This window comes from Streptomyces sp. NPDC088923 (assembly GCF_044749745.1).
Classification (GTDB): Bacteria; Actinomycetota; Actinomycetes; order Streptomycetales; family Streptomycetaceae; genus Streptomyces.
This window is the reverse complement of record NZ_JBIVIO010000001.1, coordinates 1187687-1203506: the sequence shown is the minus strand read 5'-3', so window position 1 is coordinate 1203506 and position 15820 is coordinate 1187687. Positions and strand designations below refer to the sequence as shown.

The 15820-nt window shown below is 70.4% G+C and carries 9 protein-coding genes and 2 pseudogenes; 7 read left to right on the top strand and 4 right to left on the bottom strand.

From position 1 onward, the window contains the following. Positions 1–120: 120 nt before the first annotated feature. Positions 121–1332, top strand: a complete 1212-nt coding sequence (locus ACIP4O_RS05705; RefSeq protein ID WP_401571869.1) for a pyridoxal phosphate-dependent aminotransferase — start codon at positions 121–123, stop codon at positions 1330–1332. 110 nt (positions 1333–1442) lie between these two features. Continuing rightward, positions 1443–1883: a hypothetical protein gene (locus ACIP4O_RS05700; RefSeq protein WP_361331510.1), complete on the top strand. Its 441-nt coding sequence runs from the start codon at positions 1443–1445 to the stop codon at positions 1881–1883. A 166-nt stretch (positions 1884–2049) separates the two neighbouring features. On the opposite strand, the gene ACIP4O_RS05695 is transcribed toward ACIP4O_RS05700, so the two are convergent. Continuing rightward, positions 2050–3939: a phosphoenolpyruvate carboxykinase (GTP) gene (locus tag ACIP4O_RS05695; RefSeq protein ID WP_401571866.1), complete on the bottom strand. Its 1890-nt coding sequence runs from the start codon at positions 3937–3939 to the stop codon at positions 2050–2052. A gap of 623 nt (positions 3940–4562) precedes the next feature. Here ACIP4O_RS05695 and ACIP4O_RS05690 point away from each other — a divergent pair. Next, positions 4563–5183, top strand: a complete 621-nt coding sequence (locus tag ACIP4O_RS05690; RefSeq protein WP_401573838.1) for a hemolysin III family protein — start codon at positions 4563–4565, stop codon at positions 5181–5183. A 156-nt stretch (positions 5184–5339) separates the two neighbouring features. Then, entirely contained in the window at positions 5340–6083 is a 744-nt protein-coding gene (locus ACIP4O_RS05685) for a Mut7-C RNAse domain-containing protein (protein WP_401571863.1), read from the top strand. A 735-nt stretch (positions 6084–6818) separates the two neighbouring features. Here the strand turns inward: ACIP4O_RS05685 and ACIP4O_RS05680 are convergent. From ACIP4O_RS05680 to ACIP4O_RS05670, 3 genes and pseudogenes are all read right to left on the bottom strand, one after another. Next, positions 6819–8890 (bottom strand): annotated as a pseudogene (locus ACIP4O_RS05680) (thioredoxin domain-containing protein). A 418-nt stretch (positions 8891–9308) separates the two neighbouring features. Beyond that, positions 9309–9718: pseudogene (locus ACIP4O_RS05675) on the bottom strand (IS1380 family transposase); the annotation flags it as partial. 395 nt (positions 9719–10113) lie between these two features. Further along, a complete protein-coding gene (locus ACIP4O_RS05670; RefSeq protein ID WP_401571860.1) occupies positions 10114–10773 on the bottom strand; it encodes a hypothetical protein in 660 nt (219 codons plus the stop codon). A 374-nt stretch (positions 10774–11147) separates the two neighbouring features. On the opposite strand from ACIP4O_RS05670, the gene ACIP4O_RS05665 reads away from it, so the two are divergent. From ACIP4O_RS05665 to ACIP4O_RS05655, 3 genes are all read left to right on the top strand, one after another. After that, the gene (locus ACIP4O_RS05665; RefSeq protein WP_401571858.1) at positions 11148–12755 is read left to right on the top strand and encodes a phospholipase A2; all 1608 of its coding nucleotides are present in this window, start codon (positions 11148–11150) and stop codon (positions 12753–12755) included. A gap of 246 nt (positions 12756–13001) precedes the next feature. Continuing rightward, entirely contained in the window at positions 13002–14177 is a 1176-nt protein-coding gene (locus tag ACIP4O_RS05660) for a S8 family peptidase (RefSeq protein WP_401571855.1), read from the top strand. Further along, positions 14174–15748 carry an esterase gene (locus ACIP4O_RS05655; protein WP_401571852.1) on the top strand — a complete coding sequence of 525 codons (1575 nt, stop codon included), beginning with the start codon at positions 14174–14176 and terminating at the stop codon, positions 15746–15748. Before ACIP4O_RS05660 ends, ACIP4O_RS05655 begins: the two co-directional genes overlap by 4 nt. Positions 15749–15820: the final 72 nt, after the last annotated feature.

Below are 15820 nucleotides of genomic sequence, written 5' to 3'. Positions count from 1 at the left end.
CGCAGAGCCACGGCCTTCGGCGCCCGGCACGTACGAATGGAAGCCGCCGCCCGCGCGGTCCACGGCAGCCCGGCCGTATACGTCATGCGGGGCGGTTGACACGGCCGTAAGGTGACCGGCATGCAGGTGATCCAGTCGGCGAAGCTCGCCAATGTCTGTTACGAAATCCGCGGCCCGGTGCTCGACGAGGCGATGCGACTGGAGGCGGCGGGCCACCGCATCCTCAAGCTCAACACCGGGAACCCGGCGGCCTTCGGCTTCGAGACCCCGCCCGAGATCCTGGAGGACATCCTCCGGAACGTCTCCTCGGCGCACGGCTACGGCGACGCGAAGGGCCTGCTCGCCGCCCGCCGCGCGGTCACGATGCACTACCAGACCCTCGGCGTCGAGTCCGATGTCGAGAACGTCTTCATCGGCAACGGGGTATCCGAGCTGATCGTCATGGCCATGCAGGGCCTGCTCGACGACGGGGACGAGGTCCTGGTCCCCTCGCCCGACTACCCGCTGTGGACCGCGGCCGTCTCGCTCTCCGGGGGCACCCCCGTCCACTACCGCTGCGACGAGCAGTCCGACTGGATGCCGGATCTCGCCGACGTCGAGCGCAAGGTCACCGACCGGACCAAGGCGCTCGTCATCATCAACCCGAACAACCCCACGGGGGCCGTCTACGACGAGGAGATGGTGCGCGGGCTCGCGGACATCGCCCGCCGCCACAACCTGCTCGTCTGCTCCGACGAGATCTACGACAAGATCCTCTACGACGGCGCCACGCACACCCCGACCGCCGCGCTCGCTCCCGACCTGCTGACGCTCACCTTCAACGGCATGTCGAAGGCGTACCGCGTGGCCGGTTACCGCGTCGGCTGGATGGTCGTCTCCGGGCCGCGCGCCCACGCCACCTCCTACCTGGAGGGGCTGAACATCCTGGCGAACATGCGACTGTGCGCCAACATGCCGGGCCAGCACGGCGTCGTCGCCGCGCTCACCGGACGGCAGTCGATCAACGAGCTGGTCCTGCCGGGCGGGCGGCTGCGCGAGCAGCGCGACACCGCGTACGAACTCCTCACGCAGATCCCCGGCGTGAGCTGCGTCAAGCCCAAGGGCGCGCTCTACCTCTTCCCCCGCCTCGATCCGAAGGTCTTCAAGATCAAGGACGACCGCGAGATGGTCCTCGATCTGCTCCGCAAGGAAAAGATCATGGTCGTGCAGGGAACGGGCTTCAACTGGCCCGACCCCGATCACTTCCGGATCGTCACGCTGCCGAGCGTGCAGGATCTGACGGAGGCCGTGGGCCGGATCGGCCACTTCCTGAGCGGATACGGGCAGAGCTGAACCCTCAACGAGGCGTCGCGCGCCCTTCGCGGACGATTCCTTCTCTGGACGGATTCTAACTTAGACGGATTCCAAGGTAGGATGCTCTCAGGCAACCCTGGAGGTCCTTCGTGTACGAGCCGATCCGCAGCAAATCCATCCATTCCACCTCCGGTGAGCAGTCCCGTTTCCCCCGGCACTCGCGCGAGGAGGAGCTGGACATCCAGCTCGCCGGACACCTCGCGGCGCTGCTCGCGCTCACCGACGAACTGCGCGCGCTCTCCCCCGCGGACGAGGCGGCCGCGCTGGGCGAAGCGGGCCGGGAACTGAGCGACCACCTCCGCAGGCTGCGCGGCGGCTCCGGCCCCGTACGCGCCGCGGCCGGAGCGCTCCGCGGGAGCGACCTCGCCTCCCTGCACCGCCGCGCCCACGCGCTCGCCGGGCGCGCTCTCGTCGTCGCCGCCTCGCGCGCCGACACGGGCGCCGCGATCCTGGCCGCCCGCCGCATGGAGGCCCACGCGGCGGCGGCCGGCCCCACCGGCTCCGTACAGCCCGCGGCCCTCGCGGCCTGAGCCGTACGTACGACGCGAGGGGACCAGGACCGACCAGCGCCGCGGACAAGGGGCGGGGCCCCTCGCACGCCTTTGTGCGAGGGGCCCCGCCCCTTGGGGTATCACCGGCGCCGACAGCCGGGGCGCCGCACCGGCCCCCGCAGGCCCCGTACCACCCGTACCGCCGTCATCCCAGGCGCCGCACCAGCGCCCGGTACTCGTCCCACAGCTCCCTCGGGGTGTGCTCGCCGAAGGTGTTGAGGTGCTCGGGGACGAGCGCGGCCTCCTCGCGCCAGACGTCCTTGTCGACCGTGAGCAGGTGGTCGAGGTCGGAGGCGGAGAGGTCGAGGCCCTCGGTGTCGAGCGCGCCCTTCGCCGGCAGGACGCCGATGGGGCTCTCGACGCCCTCGGCGCGGCCGTCGAGCCGGTCCACGATCCACTTCAGGACGCGGCTGTTCTCACCGAAGCCGGGCCACACGAAGCGCCCGCTGCCGTCCTTGCGGAACCAGTTCACGTAGTAGATCTTCGGCAGCTTCTCCGGGTCCTTGCCCTTGGCGACGTCGATCCAGTGCCCCATGTAGTCGCCCATGTTGTAGCCGCAGAAGGGCAGCATGGCGAAGGGGTCGCGGCGCAGCTCACCGACCTTGCCCTCGGCCGCGGCGGTCTTCTCGCTCGCGACGTTGGCGCCGAGGAAGACGCCGTGGTTCCAGTCGAAGGACTCGGTGACGAGCGGTACGGCGCTCGCGCGGCGCCCGCCGAAGAGGATCGCGGAGATCGGCACGCCCTTCGGGTCCTCCCACTCCGGCGCGATGATCGGGCACTGCGCGGCAGGCACCGTGAAGCGCGCGTTGGGGTGCGCGGCGGGCGTGTCGCTCGCCGGGGTCCACTCCTCGCCGCGCCAGTCGGTGAGGTGCGCGGGCGGTTCCTCGGTCATGCCCTCCCACCAGACGTCGCCGTCGTCGGTCAGCGCGACGTTGGTGAAGACGGCGTTGCCCCACAGGGTCTTCATGGCGTTGGCGTTGGTGTGCTCACCCGTGCCGGGGGCGACGCCGAAGAAGCCCGCCTCGGGGTTGATCGCGTAGAGCCTGCCGTCCTCGCCGAAGCGCATCCAGGCGATGTCGTCACCGATGGTCTCGACGGTCCAGCCCTTGACGGTCGGCTCCAGCATCGCCAGGTTCGTCTTCCCGCAGGCGCTCGGGAAGGCGGCGGCGACGTACTTCGACTCACCGTGCGGCGGAGTCAGCTTGAGGATGAGCATGTGCTCGGCGAGCCAGCCCTCGTCACGCGCCATGACCGAGGCGATGCGCAGCGCGTAGCACTTCTTGCCGAGCAGCGCGTTGCCGCCGTAGCCGGAGCCGTACGACCAGATCTCGCGGTCCTCGGGGAAGTGCGAGATGTACTTGGTGGGGTTGCAGGGCCACGGCACATCGGCCTCGCCCTCCCGGAGCGGGGCGCCGACGCTGTGCACGGCCTTGACGAAGAAGCCGTCCTCGCCCAGCTCGTCGAGCACGGCCCGCCCCATGCGCGTCATGGTGCGCATCGACACGGCGACGTACGCGGAGTCGGTCAGTTCGACGCCGATCGCGGAGAGCGGCGAGCCGAGCGGCCCCATGCAGAACGGCACGACGTACATCGTGCGCCCGCGCATCGAGCCGCGGAAGACGCCCCCGCGCCCGTCCCTGCCCTGGAAGGTCTCGCGCATGACGGCCGGGTCCTGCCAGTGGTTCGTGGGGCCCGCGTCCGCCTCCTTCTCGGAGCAGATGAAGGTCCGGTCCTCGACGCGCGCGACGTCGGAGGGGTCCGAGGCGGCGTAGTACGAGTTCGGGCGGAGCGTCGCGTCGAGCTTGCGGAAGGTGCCCTGGCGCACGAGCCCGGCGGCGAGCCGGTCGTACTCCGCCTCGGAGCCGTCGCACCACACCACCTGGTCCGGCTCGGTGAGGGCGGCGATCTCCGCGACCCAGGCGCGCAGTTCCGCGTGCCTGGTCGGCGGGGTGTCGGCAGCGGTTCCGGGGTGAGGGATGCCGTTGGCCGTGCCGAGGGTGTCGGAGGACGGGGGAGCCGCGATGTCGCGCGCCACGAATTGCTCCTAAACGAGGGTGAGAAGTCTGTCTGCCCCGTGGGGGCCGCGACCCGGACGCTCTCGTAGCCGCTCATCCGGTGCCGACCGCACTCATATGATCCTGCGCCTTTCCCGCGCATCTGTCCAGGGGGCCGCCCATGTGAGCGGGGTGATGCGGGACACGGCGGGGGTGGGAGGGGTGGGAGGGGTGGGGGTCGGACAGGCGTGTGCGTCGTCCCCGTGGACGCGCGGGTGTGTACCCCGTACCGGCGCGCTCGCGGGCGTCGTGCGTCCTTGAGCGGGCGGGAGGCGGGGCGTTCACCCGGCCTCGCTACGATGCCGGTATGACCGCGCCCGCTTCCGACGCGACGCGGGCTTCGCCCGACCGGCCGGGCGGACCGCCCCGGCCCTCGCCCCGCCTCTCCTCCACGTCCCCGACTCCCCCGTCTCCCCCGGCTCCGCCGTCGCGCACGCGGGACGGGCACGCGCACACCCCTCCTCTCCCGGAAACCGGCTCGAAGGACACGCGGCAGATGACCACGACGCACGACTCCACGCCCGCTCCCGACCCCTCCGGGACGACGGCGGAGGCGGCCTCCGCGCCCCCCGCTCTCGCCCTCCCGGCCCTGGTCAAGCCACGGATGCGCGGCTGGCTGCACGCGGGGATGTTCCCCGCGGTGGTGGTGGCCGGTCTCGTCCTGACCGCGTTCGCGGACTCGGGCAGAGGGCGCGTCGCCTGCGCGATCTACGTCCTGACGGCATGCCTGCTCTTCGGCGTGAGCGCGCTGTACCACCGGGGGAACTGGGGTCCGCGCGCCGGAGCGGTGCTGCGCAGGCTGGACCACGCCAACATCTTCCTGATCATCGCGGGCACCTACACGCCATTGACCCTGCTCCTCCTGCCCGGCGGCAAGGGCACGTGGCTGCTGTGGGCGATCTGGGCCGCCGCGGCGGCGGGCATCGCCTTCCGGGTCTTCTGGGTGGGCGCCCCGCGCTGGCTCTACACGCCCTGCTACATCGCGATGGGCTGGGCGGCGGTCTTCTTCCTGCCGGACTTCATGCGCGCGGGCGGCGTCGCGGTCTTCGTCCTCGTGCTCGTCGGCGGCCTGCTCTACAGCGCGGGCGGTGTGATCTACGGAATCAAGCGCCCCAACCCGTCGCCGCGCTGGTTCGGCTTCCACGAGGTCTTCCACTCCCTCACGCTCGCGGCGTTCGTCGTGCACTACGTGGGGATCTCGCTGGTGGCGTACCAGCACGGGTGAGGGCGGGGCGAGGGGCGGGGGCGGGTGCGGGAGCCGGGGTGCGGGTTGCGGACGCGAGAGGCGGGCCGCGCGGCAGGCGGTGTGATGAGCTGACGATCCACAGCGCCTGTGGATGAAGTTCGGCGGCCCGTCCGGAGCCCGTGCAAGTCTGTGGGCGTGAACGGAACCGACCTCGCTCTCACCTTCGCGCCCGGCCTGGAGACCTTCCTGCCGCGGGGCCGCCTGACCCTGACCTCGCGCGCGGACGGCGTCTCCACGCTGGGCCACCTCGTGGAGTCGCTCGGCGTGCCGCTCACCGAGGTGGGCGGCCTCACCCGCGACGGCACCCCCGTGCCGTCCTCCCTCATACCGGAGGGCGGTGAGCACATCGTCGTCGCTCCCGTCGACCGTCCCCAGCGGGTACCGGGCGCGCCGCTCCGCTTCCTGCTCGACGTCCACCTCGGCACGCTCGCCCGCCGCCTGCGCCTGCTCGGAGTGGACACCGCCTACCAGCGGGACGATCCGGGCGACCCCGCACTCGCCACCCGGTCGGCCGCCGAACACAGGGTGCTGCTCAGCCGCGACCGGGGACTGCTGCGCCGCCGCGAACTGTGGGCCGGGGCGTACGTGTACAGCCACCGCCCCGAGGAACAACTCCCCGACATCCTGGACAGGTTCCGCCCCCGCCTGCACCCGTGGACCCGCTGCACCGCCTGCAACACCCCCCTGCGCCCCGCCACCCTGGCTGACGTGGCCGACCGCATCGACGCCGGCACCCGCACCACGTACGACGTCTACGCGGAATGCCCCGGCTGCGGCCGGGTCTACTGGCGCGGCGCCCACCACGACCGCCTCGCCCGCGTCGTGGCCGACGCCCTCGCGACCGTCGGCCAAGCCCCGGAGACGGAGGTGGCCCCCTGACGTCCGACCCGCTCGCTCCCACCATCCGCGACAACGCCACGTGGTGCGCGAGGGTGTGCGCCACGCACGGCGTTACGGGGGTGCTCGGCGCCACCCTGTGGTCCGTGCCGCGCCGCCCGCCGCCGTACTACCCCGACGCGGTGACGCTGAGCCCCCAAGGTATCCCCCGCCACGGTCCTCGCCGCGATCGACACCTCCGCGCCCGGGGCCACGGTGGAGGACAGCTACGCCGTGCTCGACCTCGCGCCGCACGGCTTCTTCCCGCTCTTCACGGCGAGCCGGCTGTACCGGCCACCAAGCCCCACTCCCCTCCGGCGGGCAGGGAAGCGAGAGCCGTCACCATCGGGGCGGCGCGGGAGAACCGGGAGAGGGCGTGGACCGGGTCGCCAAGCGGTCTGCGCCGGCCCGCACTGCTCACGGCGGAGCGGTACGCGTCCTGGAGATCCCGCACGACGCCCCCGGCCAGGGGGCCCGCCCTGAACGCGGCGCACTCGCGGAGCGGCGCAGCCGGCCCCGTACCCGAAGCGGCCCGACCCTCCGGTCCGAAGCGTCCCGTCCGCGCGCCCCGGGCGCACCCCGCGTCCGCGTCGCGGGCCTCGGCGGGCCTGGTCCGTGCGCCCCGAGCGCACCGGGTCCGCTCCGTCCCGAGCCCCCGCCCCCTCCCTGCGGCCGTCACCCCGCCGGGACTTCGCCTCGCGGCCCCGCCCCCTCCCTGCGGTCGTCACCCCGCCGGGACTACGCCTCGTGGCTGCCCAGGCGCGTCGCGACCTCGTCCGGGTCCGTTGCGGGGCGGTCGCAGACGAAGCCTCGGCACAGGTAGGCGGCGGGGGCTCCGTCGACCAGCGGGCGGTCGGCGAGGAGCGGGAACTCGGGCTCGGCGGAAGGGGGGCCCGCGGCGACGACCGTGCCGGGGGAGGTGGCGAGGAGGGCGGTGCGGTGGAGGGTGCGGGTGCGCGGGTCGTCGGGGGCGCCGACGACGGCGACCTCGTAGGGGCCCGCGAGGAGGGCCTCGGCGACCGCGAGGCCGTGGCCGACGAAGCGGGGGGCGCGGGGAGCCAGAGCGCGGACGACGGAGAGGGCCTGTTCGGCGGCGGCCCGGTGGGGGGTGGAGCCGGTGAGGGCGGCGTAGGTGAGGAGGGCGCCCGCCGCGGCGTTCCAGCCGGAAGGGGTCGCGTTGTCGGTGGGGTCCTGGGGGCGGTGGATGAGGGTTTCGGCGTCGGCCGCGGTGTCGTACAGGGCTCCGCTCTCGTCGCGGAAGCGGCCGAGGACGTGGTCGAGCAGCAGCCCGGCGAAGTCCGTCCAGACGCCTTCGCCGGTCACGGAGGCGAGGGTGAGGAAGCCCTCGGCGACATCGGCGTAGTCCTCCAGGACGCCGGCGTTGGCGCCGGGCAGTCCCCCGCGGGACGTGCGGCTCAGACGGCCGTGGGTGTCGAGGTGGACGCGGACGAGGAGGTCGGCGGCGCCGAGCGCGGCTTCGACGAGGTCGGGGCGGTCGAAGTAGGCGCCGGTCTCGGCGAGCGCCGCGACGGCGAGGCCGTTCCAGGCGGCGACGACCTTGTCGTCCCTGCCCGGGGCGGGGCGGGTGTCGCGCGCGGCGAGCAGGGCGCGCCGGACCCGGTCGAGCCGGGCGGCGTCGACGGGCGGGCTGTCGTAGCCGTCCGTGCGGGGCAGCCTGAGCACGGAGCTGCCGTGCTCGAAGGTGCCTTCGTCGGTGACGCCGAAGTGGGCGGCGGCCAGGGCGGCGTCCGCGTCGCCGAGCACCTCGCGCAGTTGCTCCGGGGTCCACACGTAGTAGGCGCCCTCGACGTGGCGGCCCGTGCCGTCGTCGCTGTCCGCGTCGAGCGCGGAGGCGAAACCGCCTTCGGGGGTGCGGAGTTCGCGGACGAGGAAGTCGGCGGTCTCCAGGGCGATCCGCCGGGCGAGGGCCGATCCCGTGGCGCGCCACAGGTGGGCGTAGAAGCGGCACAGGAGGGCGTTGTCCGAGAGCATCTTCTCGAAGTGGGGCACGATCCACTCGCGGTCCACCGCGTAGCGGGCGAAGCCGCCGCCGAGCTGGTCGTAGATGCCGCCGCGGGCCATGTGCTCGGCGGTGTCGGCGGCCATCTGGAGGGCGCCCTCGGCGCCGGTGCGGGCGTGGTGGCGGAGCAGGAACTCCAGGACCATGGACGGGGGGAACTTGGGCGCGCCGCCGAAGCCGCCGTAGCGTGAGTCGTAGTCCCGGGTGAGGCCGAGGAGGGCCGCGCCGAGCGCGTCGGCGCCGGGCGGCGCGGCGTCCGCGGGCAGCCCGAGCCCCCGCCCCGTGAGGTCGGCCGTGACCCGCGCGGCCACGTCCGCGACCTCCGCACGCCGGTCGGCCCAGGCGGCCCGTACCCCTTCGAGGACCTGCCGGAAGGCGGGCGTGCCGTGCAGCGGGCGGGGCGGGAAGTACGTACCGAAGTAGAAGGGCTCCCCCTCAGGCGTCAAAAACACCGTCATGGGCCACCCCCCGTGCCCGGTGGCCGCCTGCACGGCCTCCATGTACACGGCGTCCACGTCGGGCCGCTCCTCGCGGTCCACCTTGACGCAGACGAAGTGCTCGTTCATGTACGCGGCGGTCTCCACGTCCTCGAAGGACTCGTGCGCCATGACGTGACACCAGTAAATCAGCAGAAGCATAAGTGGCAGGACGCATAGCCCACACTCAAGAGGATGGGCACGTCCCGCCGCTTAGCTTCTTCCATCGCCTCCTCTCCCCATGGCCACCAGTCCACTGGATTGGAGGCGTGCTGGAGTAGGTAGGGCGACTGTGCGTTAGCCAGTCTGTTCATGCCGCCATCGTTGCACGGCCCCACCCGGGACGGGTGGCCCTACGCGCTGCGGGCGCGGCACCGGTAGCGTTCCGCATCGCGACGGGCGGCACCACGAGCACCGAGCACTCGTCCATGCCACAACCGCCTTCCCGGGGTCCGGGGCCAGTTCCCGATACCGCATAGCACCCAGAGCGCACCGTCACCCGGCATCGATGCCTGGGGAGCATCAGATTTGGTGAGGCCGCCGATGCTCGTCAGGGGTCGGGCTGCTGCTCACAAGTTGCGGGTGAGGGCTGTTCCTCAGCCTCCGGCTGTTGGTTGCGCGGCGTGACGGCTGCGCAGGCGTGTGATGCTGCGAGGTACTGGAGCTGCCGGGCGACGTCGTCTTCGGACTTCAGCATCTCGCGGACAGCGACCACGTGAACGGAAGTACCGTGGCCGATGCGTTCTGCGAGGTCCTCGCGCGCTGGCGGTGCCATCGTTCAAGCGCGGCGATCGGATCGCCGGTGGTGTTGGTAGCGAACGCGGTGACCCGCAGACCGTCGGCGTCGGTCAAGCGCAATTAAGCTCCGGGGTGCGGCCGTTCCTTGCGGACGATCAGCCGCATACCCTTCGACCAGCCGGTGAGGACATCGCCGGTGAGTTCGGGGACTCAGTTGCCGCCCCGGATCTTGCCGCCCGGTTCGACCCCCGCCGTCCAGGCCGATGCCGGAACTCCAGCACGTCGCCTCGGTGATCACCATCCCGACCGAGTGGGACAGCCACCGGTCGCGCTGGGCGAGCCAGGCCACGAAGTCGTGGGCCCACCGAGCGGATCAGGGTCTGGCGCCGCCGGCAGCGGCGAGGGTGTCGATGAGTAGGGAAACCGTCGGCTCCGAGGCCACCGACTCCAAGGCGGCCGGCCTCGGCCCGCAACATGCCCTGGGCCTGCGAGACTACCGCCCGCGACGCGGACACGCGGGTACGACTCCGTACGCTTCTTCACCCGAGAAGCGCTTCTTTCACGGCACGATCTGGACCCTCGGCAAGGCCTATCGTTCCAGGTCAGTAGTACTTCTTGCATTTTCGATCAGTTCGGACAGCCCACCCCATGGAAGTCTGAGGTTCACAGGGACGCCGGGTGAGGGCCAGCGTGGCTGTGGCTGCCACTGCGGCGTAGGCGTGGGGCAGATACACACCCGGCGAAGGTGCCGGGTGTGACGCACCGAGGGCGTGAGCGCGCTCCCCTGCCCAGGGCCCTACTACTCCACTTCCACCGTGAACGCTCCTGTGGCCCGGGCGGCACACGGCGCCACGTCCGACTCCGCGCCGGCTGCTGTTCCCGTCTCGCAGAGGGTGCCGCCCTCCTGGCGCAGGTCGAGGTGGAAGCGGGTGCGCTCGCCGTCCTGTGCGAGGTCATGGATGTGCGCGTCGATGTATCCGAGTTCGTTCAGGACCCGGCGGACCTTGGCAGGAGTGGGCTCCGGGATCGCTTGAAGCGCGAGCAGAAGGCGGTGTTCGTGGCGGACGCTCGCGCACCATTCGCGGGCGGTCAGTACGGTCTCGGGACCTGTGGGGCTGAGTGGCTCGATCGGTTCGGCCGGAGGCGTCTCACCTGGTGCGATACGGCGCTCCCGCTGATGGACGGGTGGCTTCGTGGCGAGCGGGCCCCCGCCGGGGGAAGGGCACGACCGGGCCATTTCGTCGAGCATGGCCGTGAAGGCCGCCTGCTGCGCGGACGGTGCCGGGGCGCTCACCGCCGAATCGGCGCTCGCCTCAGGCCCGCCCTGAGGGCGTACACCACTGAGTTCTTCCGTACCGCAGGCGGCAATGGCGAAAGCCGTGAAAGCGGCTAAGCCGCCCAGAGCCAGCGGGCGGGAAACGTGCGCGAAGGCGCTGCGGAGGGCGCGGTCTCGTGTCATGGGAACAGTCTCCGAATGCGGCCATGGGGTCGTCATGAGTACTGCTACTCATGAAAATCAGTACCCGCCTGGCGGCCATCCCTGCTCATAAGTAACCGGGGCACACATGAGTACGCGTACTCATGTTGCCGGTGAGAATTCACGTGGCCTTGTAACGTAAATTCTCGTTGGCCTTTAAAGCTAAAAGGCGGCGCGAAAAATGGGGGGTGGGGTTCCGTTTTTTGGTGCTTGTGGAATCGACCGGGTGTCGCTTACTGTTCCGGCTTGATCTATTCGGATCATTCACGTTTTCATTCTCGTGGGGGGAATCTGTGCGCAAAAGTGCGCTTCCTGTGTTAGTAATCCTGTCCCTCTCCCTCGTGCTTTCGGAGGGTATGGCCGTAGCGGCGCCTGTGGACCCGCCGTCCGCCGCGCCGGCCGCGGTCGTCGATCCGCCTCTGGCGGACGGCGAGATCGAGCAGGTGGGCCCGGGCGTGTACTCGACCTCGGACAAGACCTTCGAGGTCTACGAAACGGACGTGGCGGAGGGCGTCATGGGCCGTAGCCACACTGTCGCCGCCCAGGCGGGGGGCGTATCGAAGCCGGAGTCGGCCCCCGCGTCCCGCGCCGACATGGGGGCCTTCGGCCCGGGCTGGCAGGCCGAGTTCCTGGGCGGCCAGCTCAACCGCCAGCTGAAGCAGAACGCCGACTCCGTCGTCGTCACCGACCTCAACGAGGGCGTTGCCCTCACTTACGCCCTGAAGAGCAGTATCGACTACCCGAATGGGGGAGGCGTCAAGAAGTACGCGTCCTCTCAGGGGGACACACTCACCGAAACCACCAGGTTCGACGAAGCGAGCGGCACGATGGTGTCCACCGCTTTGGAAGCCATCAACGCGGCAACGTCGGTACCGGACGCCGATCTGTCCGGCGACGCCGACGCCGGTACCTCTCTCGAACTCAGCGAGCTGACGCCCACCTACACCTGGAAGCAGGTCGCTTCCGGGACCGACAAGTGGCGCGTCACGGATGTGGGCACCGACACCGACAGTGGTCTCTCCTCGGTCGTATACGACACCAAGGGTCGCATCTCCACCATCGAGGACACCGAGATCGGGGAGACCACGTCCCAGCGCCTGTCGGTCAAGTACTCGACGGCCACGACGGCGACGAGTACGGCTCCGGGGGAGTTCACGGGCCGAGCGAGAGAGATCACCCTCACCGACGGCGCCACGACACAGACACTCGCCCGATACTCCTACGACACCTCCGGTCTGCTTCGTTCCGTCGCCAACCCTGCCGAGGGAAGCGAGGTGGTGTCCTCGTATTCCTACGACTCCACCGGACGCGTTTCCGATCTCGTCTCGCCCACCGACGGTGCGTGGGACCTGGCGTTCCCGGCCGGTTCTGCCTCCCCGGTCGTCGATCCTGTGGGAGCGCCAAGCCCTGGCCTCGACGCGCCGCTCGAAGGCGCAGCCGGAATCGGTACCTCGGCGACCGCGCCGCCCGCGAGCGACTTCGTCAGCGGAGAAATCACCGACCCCCAGGCATATCCGCGCCACTGCGACCGTGCCACGGACTGGCTTTACTACCGCGAGGCGGGCTGTTCGGCCTGGGTCGCGCACTACGGCTGGCACCAGCCCTGGTTCATGCACACGAAGACCGGTAAGCGCGTCGTGGGCATCAATTACGACCACTGCAGCACGCCCGGCCCCAATATCAGCAGGCCCGGCGGCTTCGACTTCCGTGTCCCGTGCGACATGCACGACTACGGCTACGGCCTGATCGGCAACGCGTACAAGGGCTACGTGTACTACCTCGACAAGCACAAGAAGTCGAATGTCGACAAAGCCTTCTACACCACGATGAACAAGCACACCTGCCAGAAATACAACATCTTCACGCGCCCGATGTGCAGCTCCTTCGCGTGGACATACTACAAGGCCGTGAGCAACAAGAAGTGGGGCGGCCAGCCGAAGAACGGCGCCAACGCCACCAAGTAGGACCGGAACCGTGCCCGCACCGCGCGGCAAGTCGAGCGCGCGTGAGAGCTCGGCCAACGGGCCGGGAGCGAATTTCTTCCGCTCCCGGCCCGACCCAGGTGATCCGTCTTGGCGCTTTTCCGGCGCCCTATCACCCGATTCAGCAGGGCGTCGGGGGCGCAGCTCAAGCCATAACCGAACCTGCTTCAGCTCATGCCAGCCCTATTTCCCACGGAGTAATGCGTGAAAACACGTATACGAGCCTTGGTGGTCGCGGCAGCGGCAGCCTTGGCGGTCACCGCGATACCTGGAGGGGGCGGCCCTCTGTCCGGGGCCACCGCCCGGGCTGCGGAACCCGGGCCCGTCGACCGCCCGCTATTCGACAGTACCCAGGACGGCGGCACTGTTCGCGTCAATGTCGTCACCGATCAGCGTTCCGATCTGGACTCCGCCTCCGCGGCGGGCCAAACCCTCGTGTCCTACGACACCTTGCCGATGGTCACCCTTCGCGTGGACGCGCGGGGTCTCCAGAAACTGAACACCAAGCCCGGCGTCATCAGTGTCACCGAAGACGTCCCGGTTCCGCCCACACTGAACGAGTCCACGGTCAAGATCGGCAGTGACCAGGCCGTCGCGGCAGGGAAGACCGGAGCTGGTTCCGCTGTCGCGATACTCGACACCGGCGTTGCCGTCAAGCACCCGTTCCTCTCCGGCCGGGTGAAGGCCCAAGCGTGTTTCTCCGTCAACGATGAGAGCTACGGTGCCACCAGCCTGTGTCCCAACGGCACCGCCCAGCAAGAAGGCTCCGCAAGCGCCGACTCCGAAACCGGCCCCTGCGCGGCCATCGGTTCCGCGTGCGCCCACGGCACCCACGTCGCTGGCATCGCCGCTGGCAATGGGACGGGCATCAGCGGGGCGCCGAAACGCGGTGTGGCGCCCGGTGCAGACATCATCGCTGTCCAGGTGTTCTCCAAGTTCGACTCCGAGGACTTCTGCGGACCCGGGCTGAACCCCTGTGTGCTCAGCTTCACCAGTTCCCAGATCAAGGGGTTGGAAAAGGTCCTGGCCCTCAAGAAGGCCGGGACACCCGTCGTCGCGGCCAACTTGAGCCTGGGCGGGGGAAACTGGACCACCCCCTGTTCCACCGATGTCCGCGCGGCGATTATCGACAGCCTGCGCGCCGCAGACGTCGCCACGGTGGTCGCGGCCGGAAATGACGGCTACGCCGACGCCGTCAATGCACCGGGATGTGTACCGTCCGCGATCACGGTGGGCGCCAGCACGGACGACGACCAGCTCGCCACCTTCACCAACCGCGGGCCGCTCGTGGACCTCCTCGCCCCCGGCACCAGCATCGTGTCCTCACTTCCCGGCGGGAAGTACGGCTCGATGAACGGAACTTCCATGGCCACGCCCCATGTCACCGGCGCCTGGCGATCTTGAAACAGACCTTCCCCGATAAGCCGATCGCCGCGCTAGAGACCCTCCTGAAAGGCACGGGCAAGGCAATCACCTACACCGGCGCCACCACACCGCGCCTCCAGATCGTCCTGACGGAGCCTCCCCGGACCGGCATGATCACGGACTTCAACTGCGATGGTGTCGAGGACACCGTCATCGGAGACCCCAGGGCGAGCGTCGGCGGCGACGCGGAAGCTGGCCTCGTCCGCGTCGTATACGGCGGAGGCAAGGGCACAGCGGAACTCCACCAAGACCTTGCCGCCGTCCCGGGCGACGCCGAGCCCGGAGACATGTACGGCGAGAAGCTCGCCACCTTCGACCACGACCAGGACGGATGCACGGACCTCGTCGTCGGGACCCCCGGTGAGGACATCGACAGCAGCCCTGACGCCGGGTCGGTCCAGGTGCTCCACGGAGCGCCCGGCGGCCTGGGAACCGGCCCGGCGGCTCTCAACCTCATTCAGGGCACCGGGGAGGGGGCCATCAAGGCCACGACTCCGGAAGCGGGTGACCGCTTCGGTGCCGCCATCGCCGCCGGGCACACGGCCCAGGGTGAGCCCTACTTGGTGATCGGCGCACCGGGCGAGGACCTCGGGACCGTCGTGGACGCGGGCGTCGCTTACTACCTCCGGGGCAACGTCAACGTCGCCATCAACCAGAACACTCCGGGGACACAGGGGCCCGCCGAGGAGGGAGACCTGTTCGGCGCCTCCCTCGCCGGCTCGGCGCATCACATCGTCATCGGCGCGCCTGGCGAGGCGGTGGGCACCCTGAAGAATGCCGGTAGCGTCCAGGTATTTCAGCATGGCCTGAACAGCAGCGGAATCCCGGCCCCGATCGCTGGGCTCCACCAGGACGGCAAGGCCGTCAGCGGCGCCGCGGAGGCCGGCGATCAGTTCGGCGCGGCCGTGGCTGCTGTCGCTTACATGCCGACGGGTGCGACGTCCGCAACCGACACGATCATGGCGGTGGGCTCGCCGGGCGAGGCACTCACGGTGGGCACCACCGACGTCACCGAGGCCGGCACCGTGCAGGCGTTCAGGATCACTTCGGCGGGCCAGGTGAGTCAGGTGTCCAGCATCAACGCCGAGGTCACGAACGTAGACGGCTCCGCGGCAGCTGGTGACAGGTTCGGGCAGAGCCTTGTTCTCACGAATCTCGACGCGGGCACCTCGGGCAGTGCGCAGACGCTGAACCTGGCCATCGGCATACCGGGCAAGGACATCGGCGCCATCAGCGGCGCGGGCGCGGTGCAGACCTTCTACCCGTTCGACGCTCCTGGCGCCACCGACAGCTGGCTCCAGGCTGGGGACGCTTCAGGACTCGGTGGCACGCCAACTGCCGGTCACGCGGTCGGTGAGAACTTGGCCGGCACGGCCACCCGGCTCTACGTCGGGGTTCCGAAAACCGCCCAGTACGGCGCCGCCTACGCCCTCCCGTGGGGCAACGTCACCGCCGGCCGCAGCGGAACCACCGGCACGGCCACGGCATTCAGGCCGGGCCAGGGGGGTCTGCCGGCGGCCGGCGGCGCTTTCGGGTCAGCCATGGGCTGACCGCCCCGAAGCCCCCGAGTCCCGTCGTTTGCTTCGCACGGCGTCCTGCTTCACCGCAACGCGGAGCAGGAC

Excerpts from the sequence above, each read along its gene's own strand:
- ACIP4O_RS05705 (WP_401571869.1), top strand. The coding sequence starts at position 121 with ATGCAGGTGATCCAGTCGGCGAAGCTCGCCAATGTCTGTTACGAAATC.
- ACIP4O_RS05690 (WP_401573838.1), top strand. The coding sequence starts at position 4,563 with ATGCGCGGCTGGCTGCACGCGGGGATGTTCCCCGCGGTGGTGGTGGCC.
- ACIP4O_RS05670 (WP_401571860.1), bottom strand. The coding sequence starts at position 10,773 with ATGACACGAGACCGCGCCCTCCGCAGCGCCTTCGCGCACGTTTCCCGC.
- ACIP4O_RS05665 (WP_401571858.1), top strand. The coding sequence starts at position 11,148 with ATGGCCGTAGCGGCGCCTGTGGACCCGCCGTCCGCCGCGCCGGCCGCG.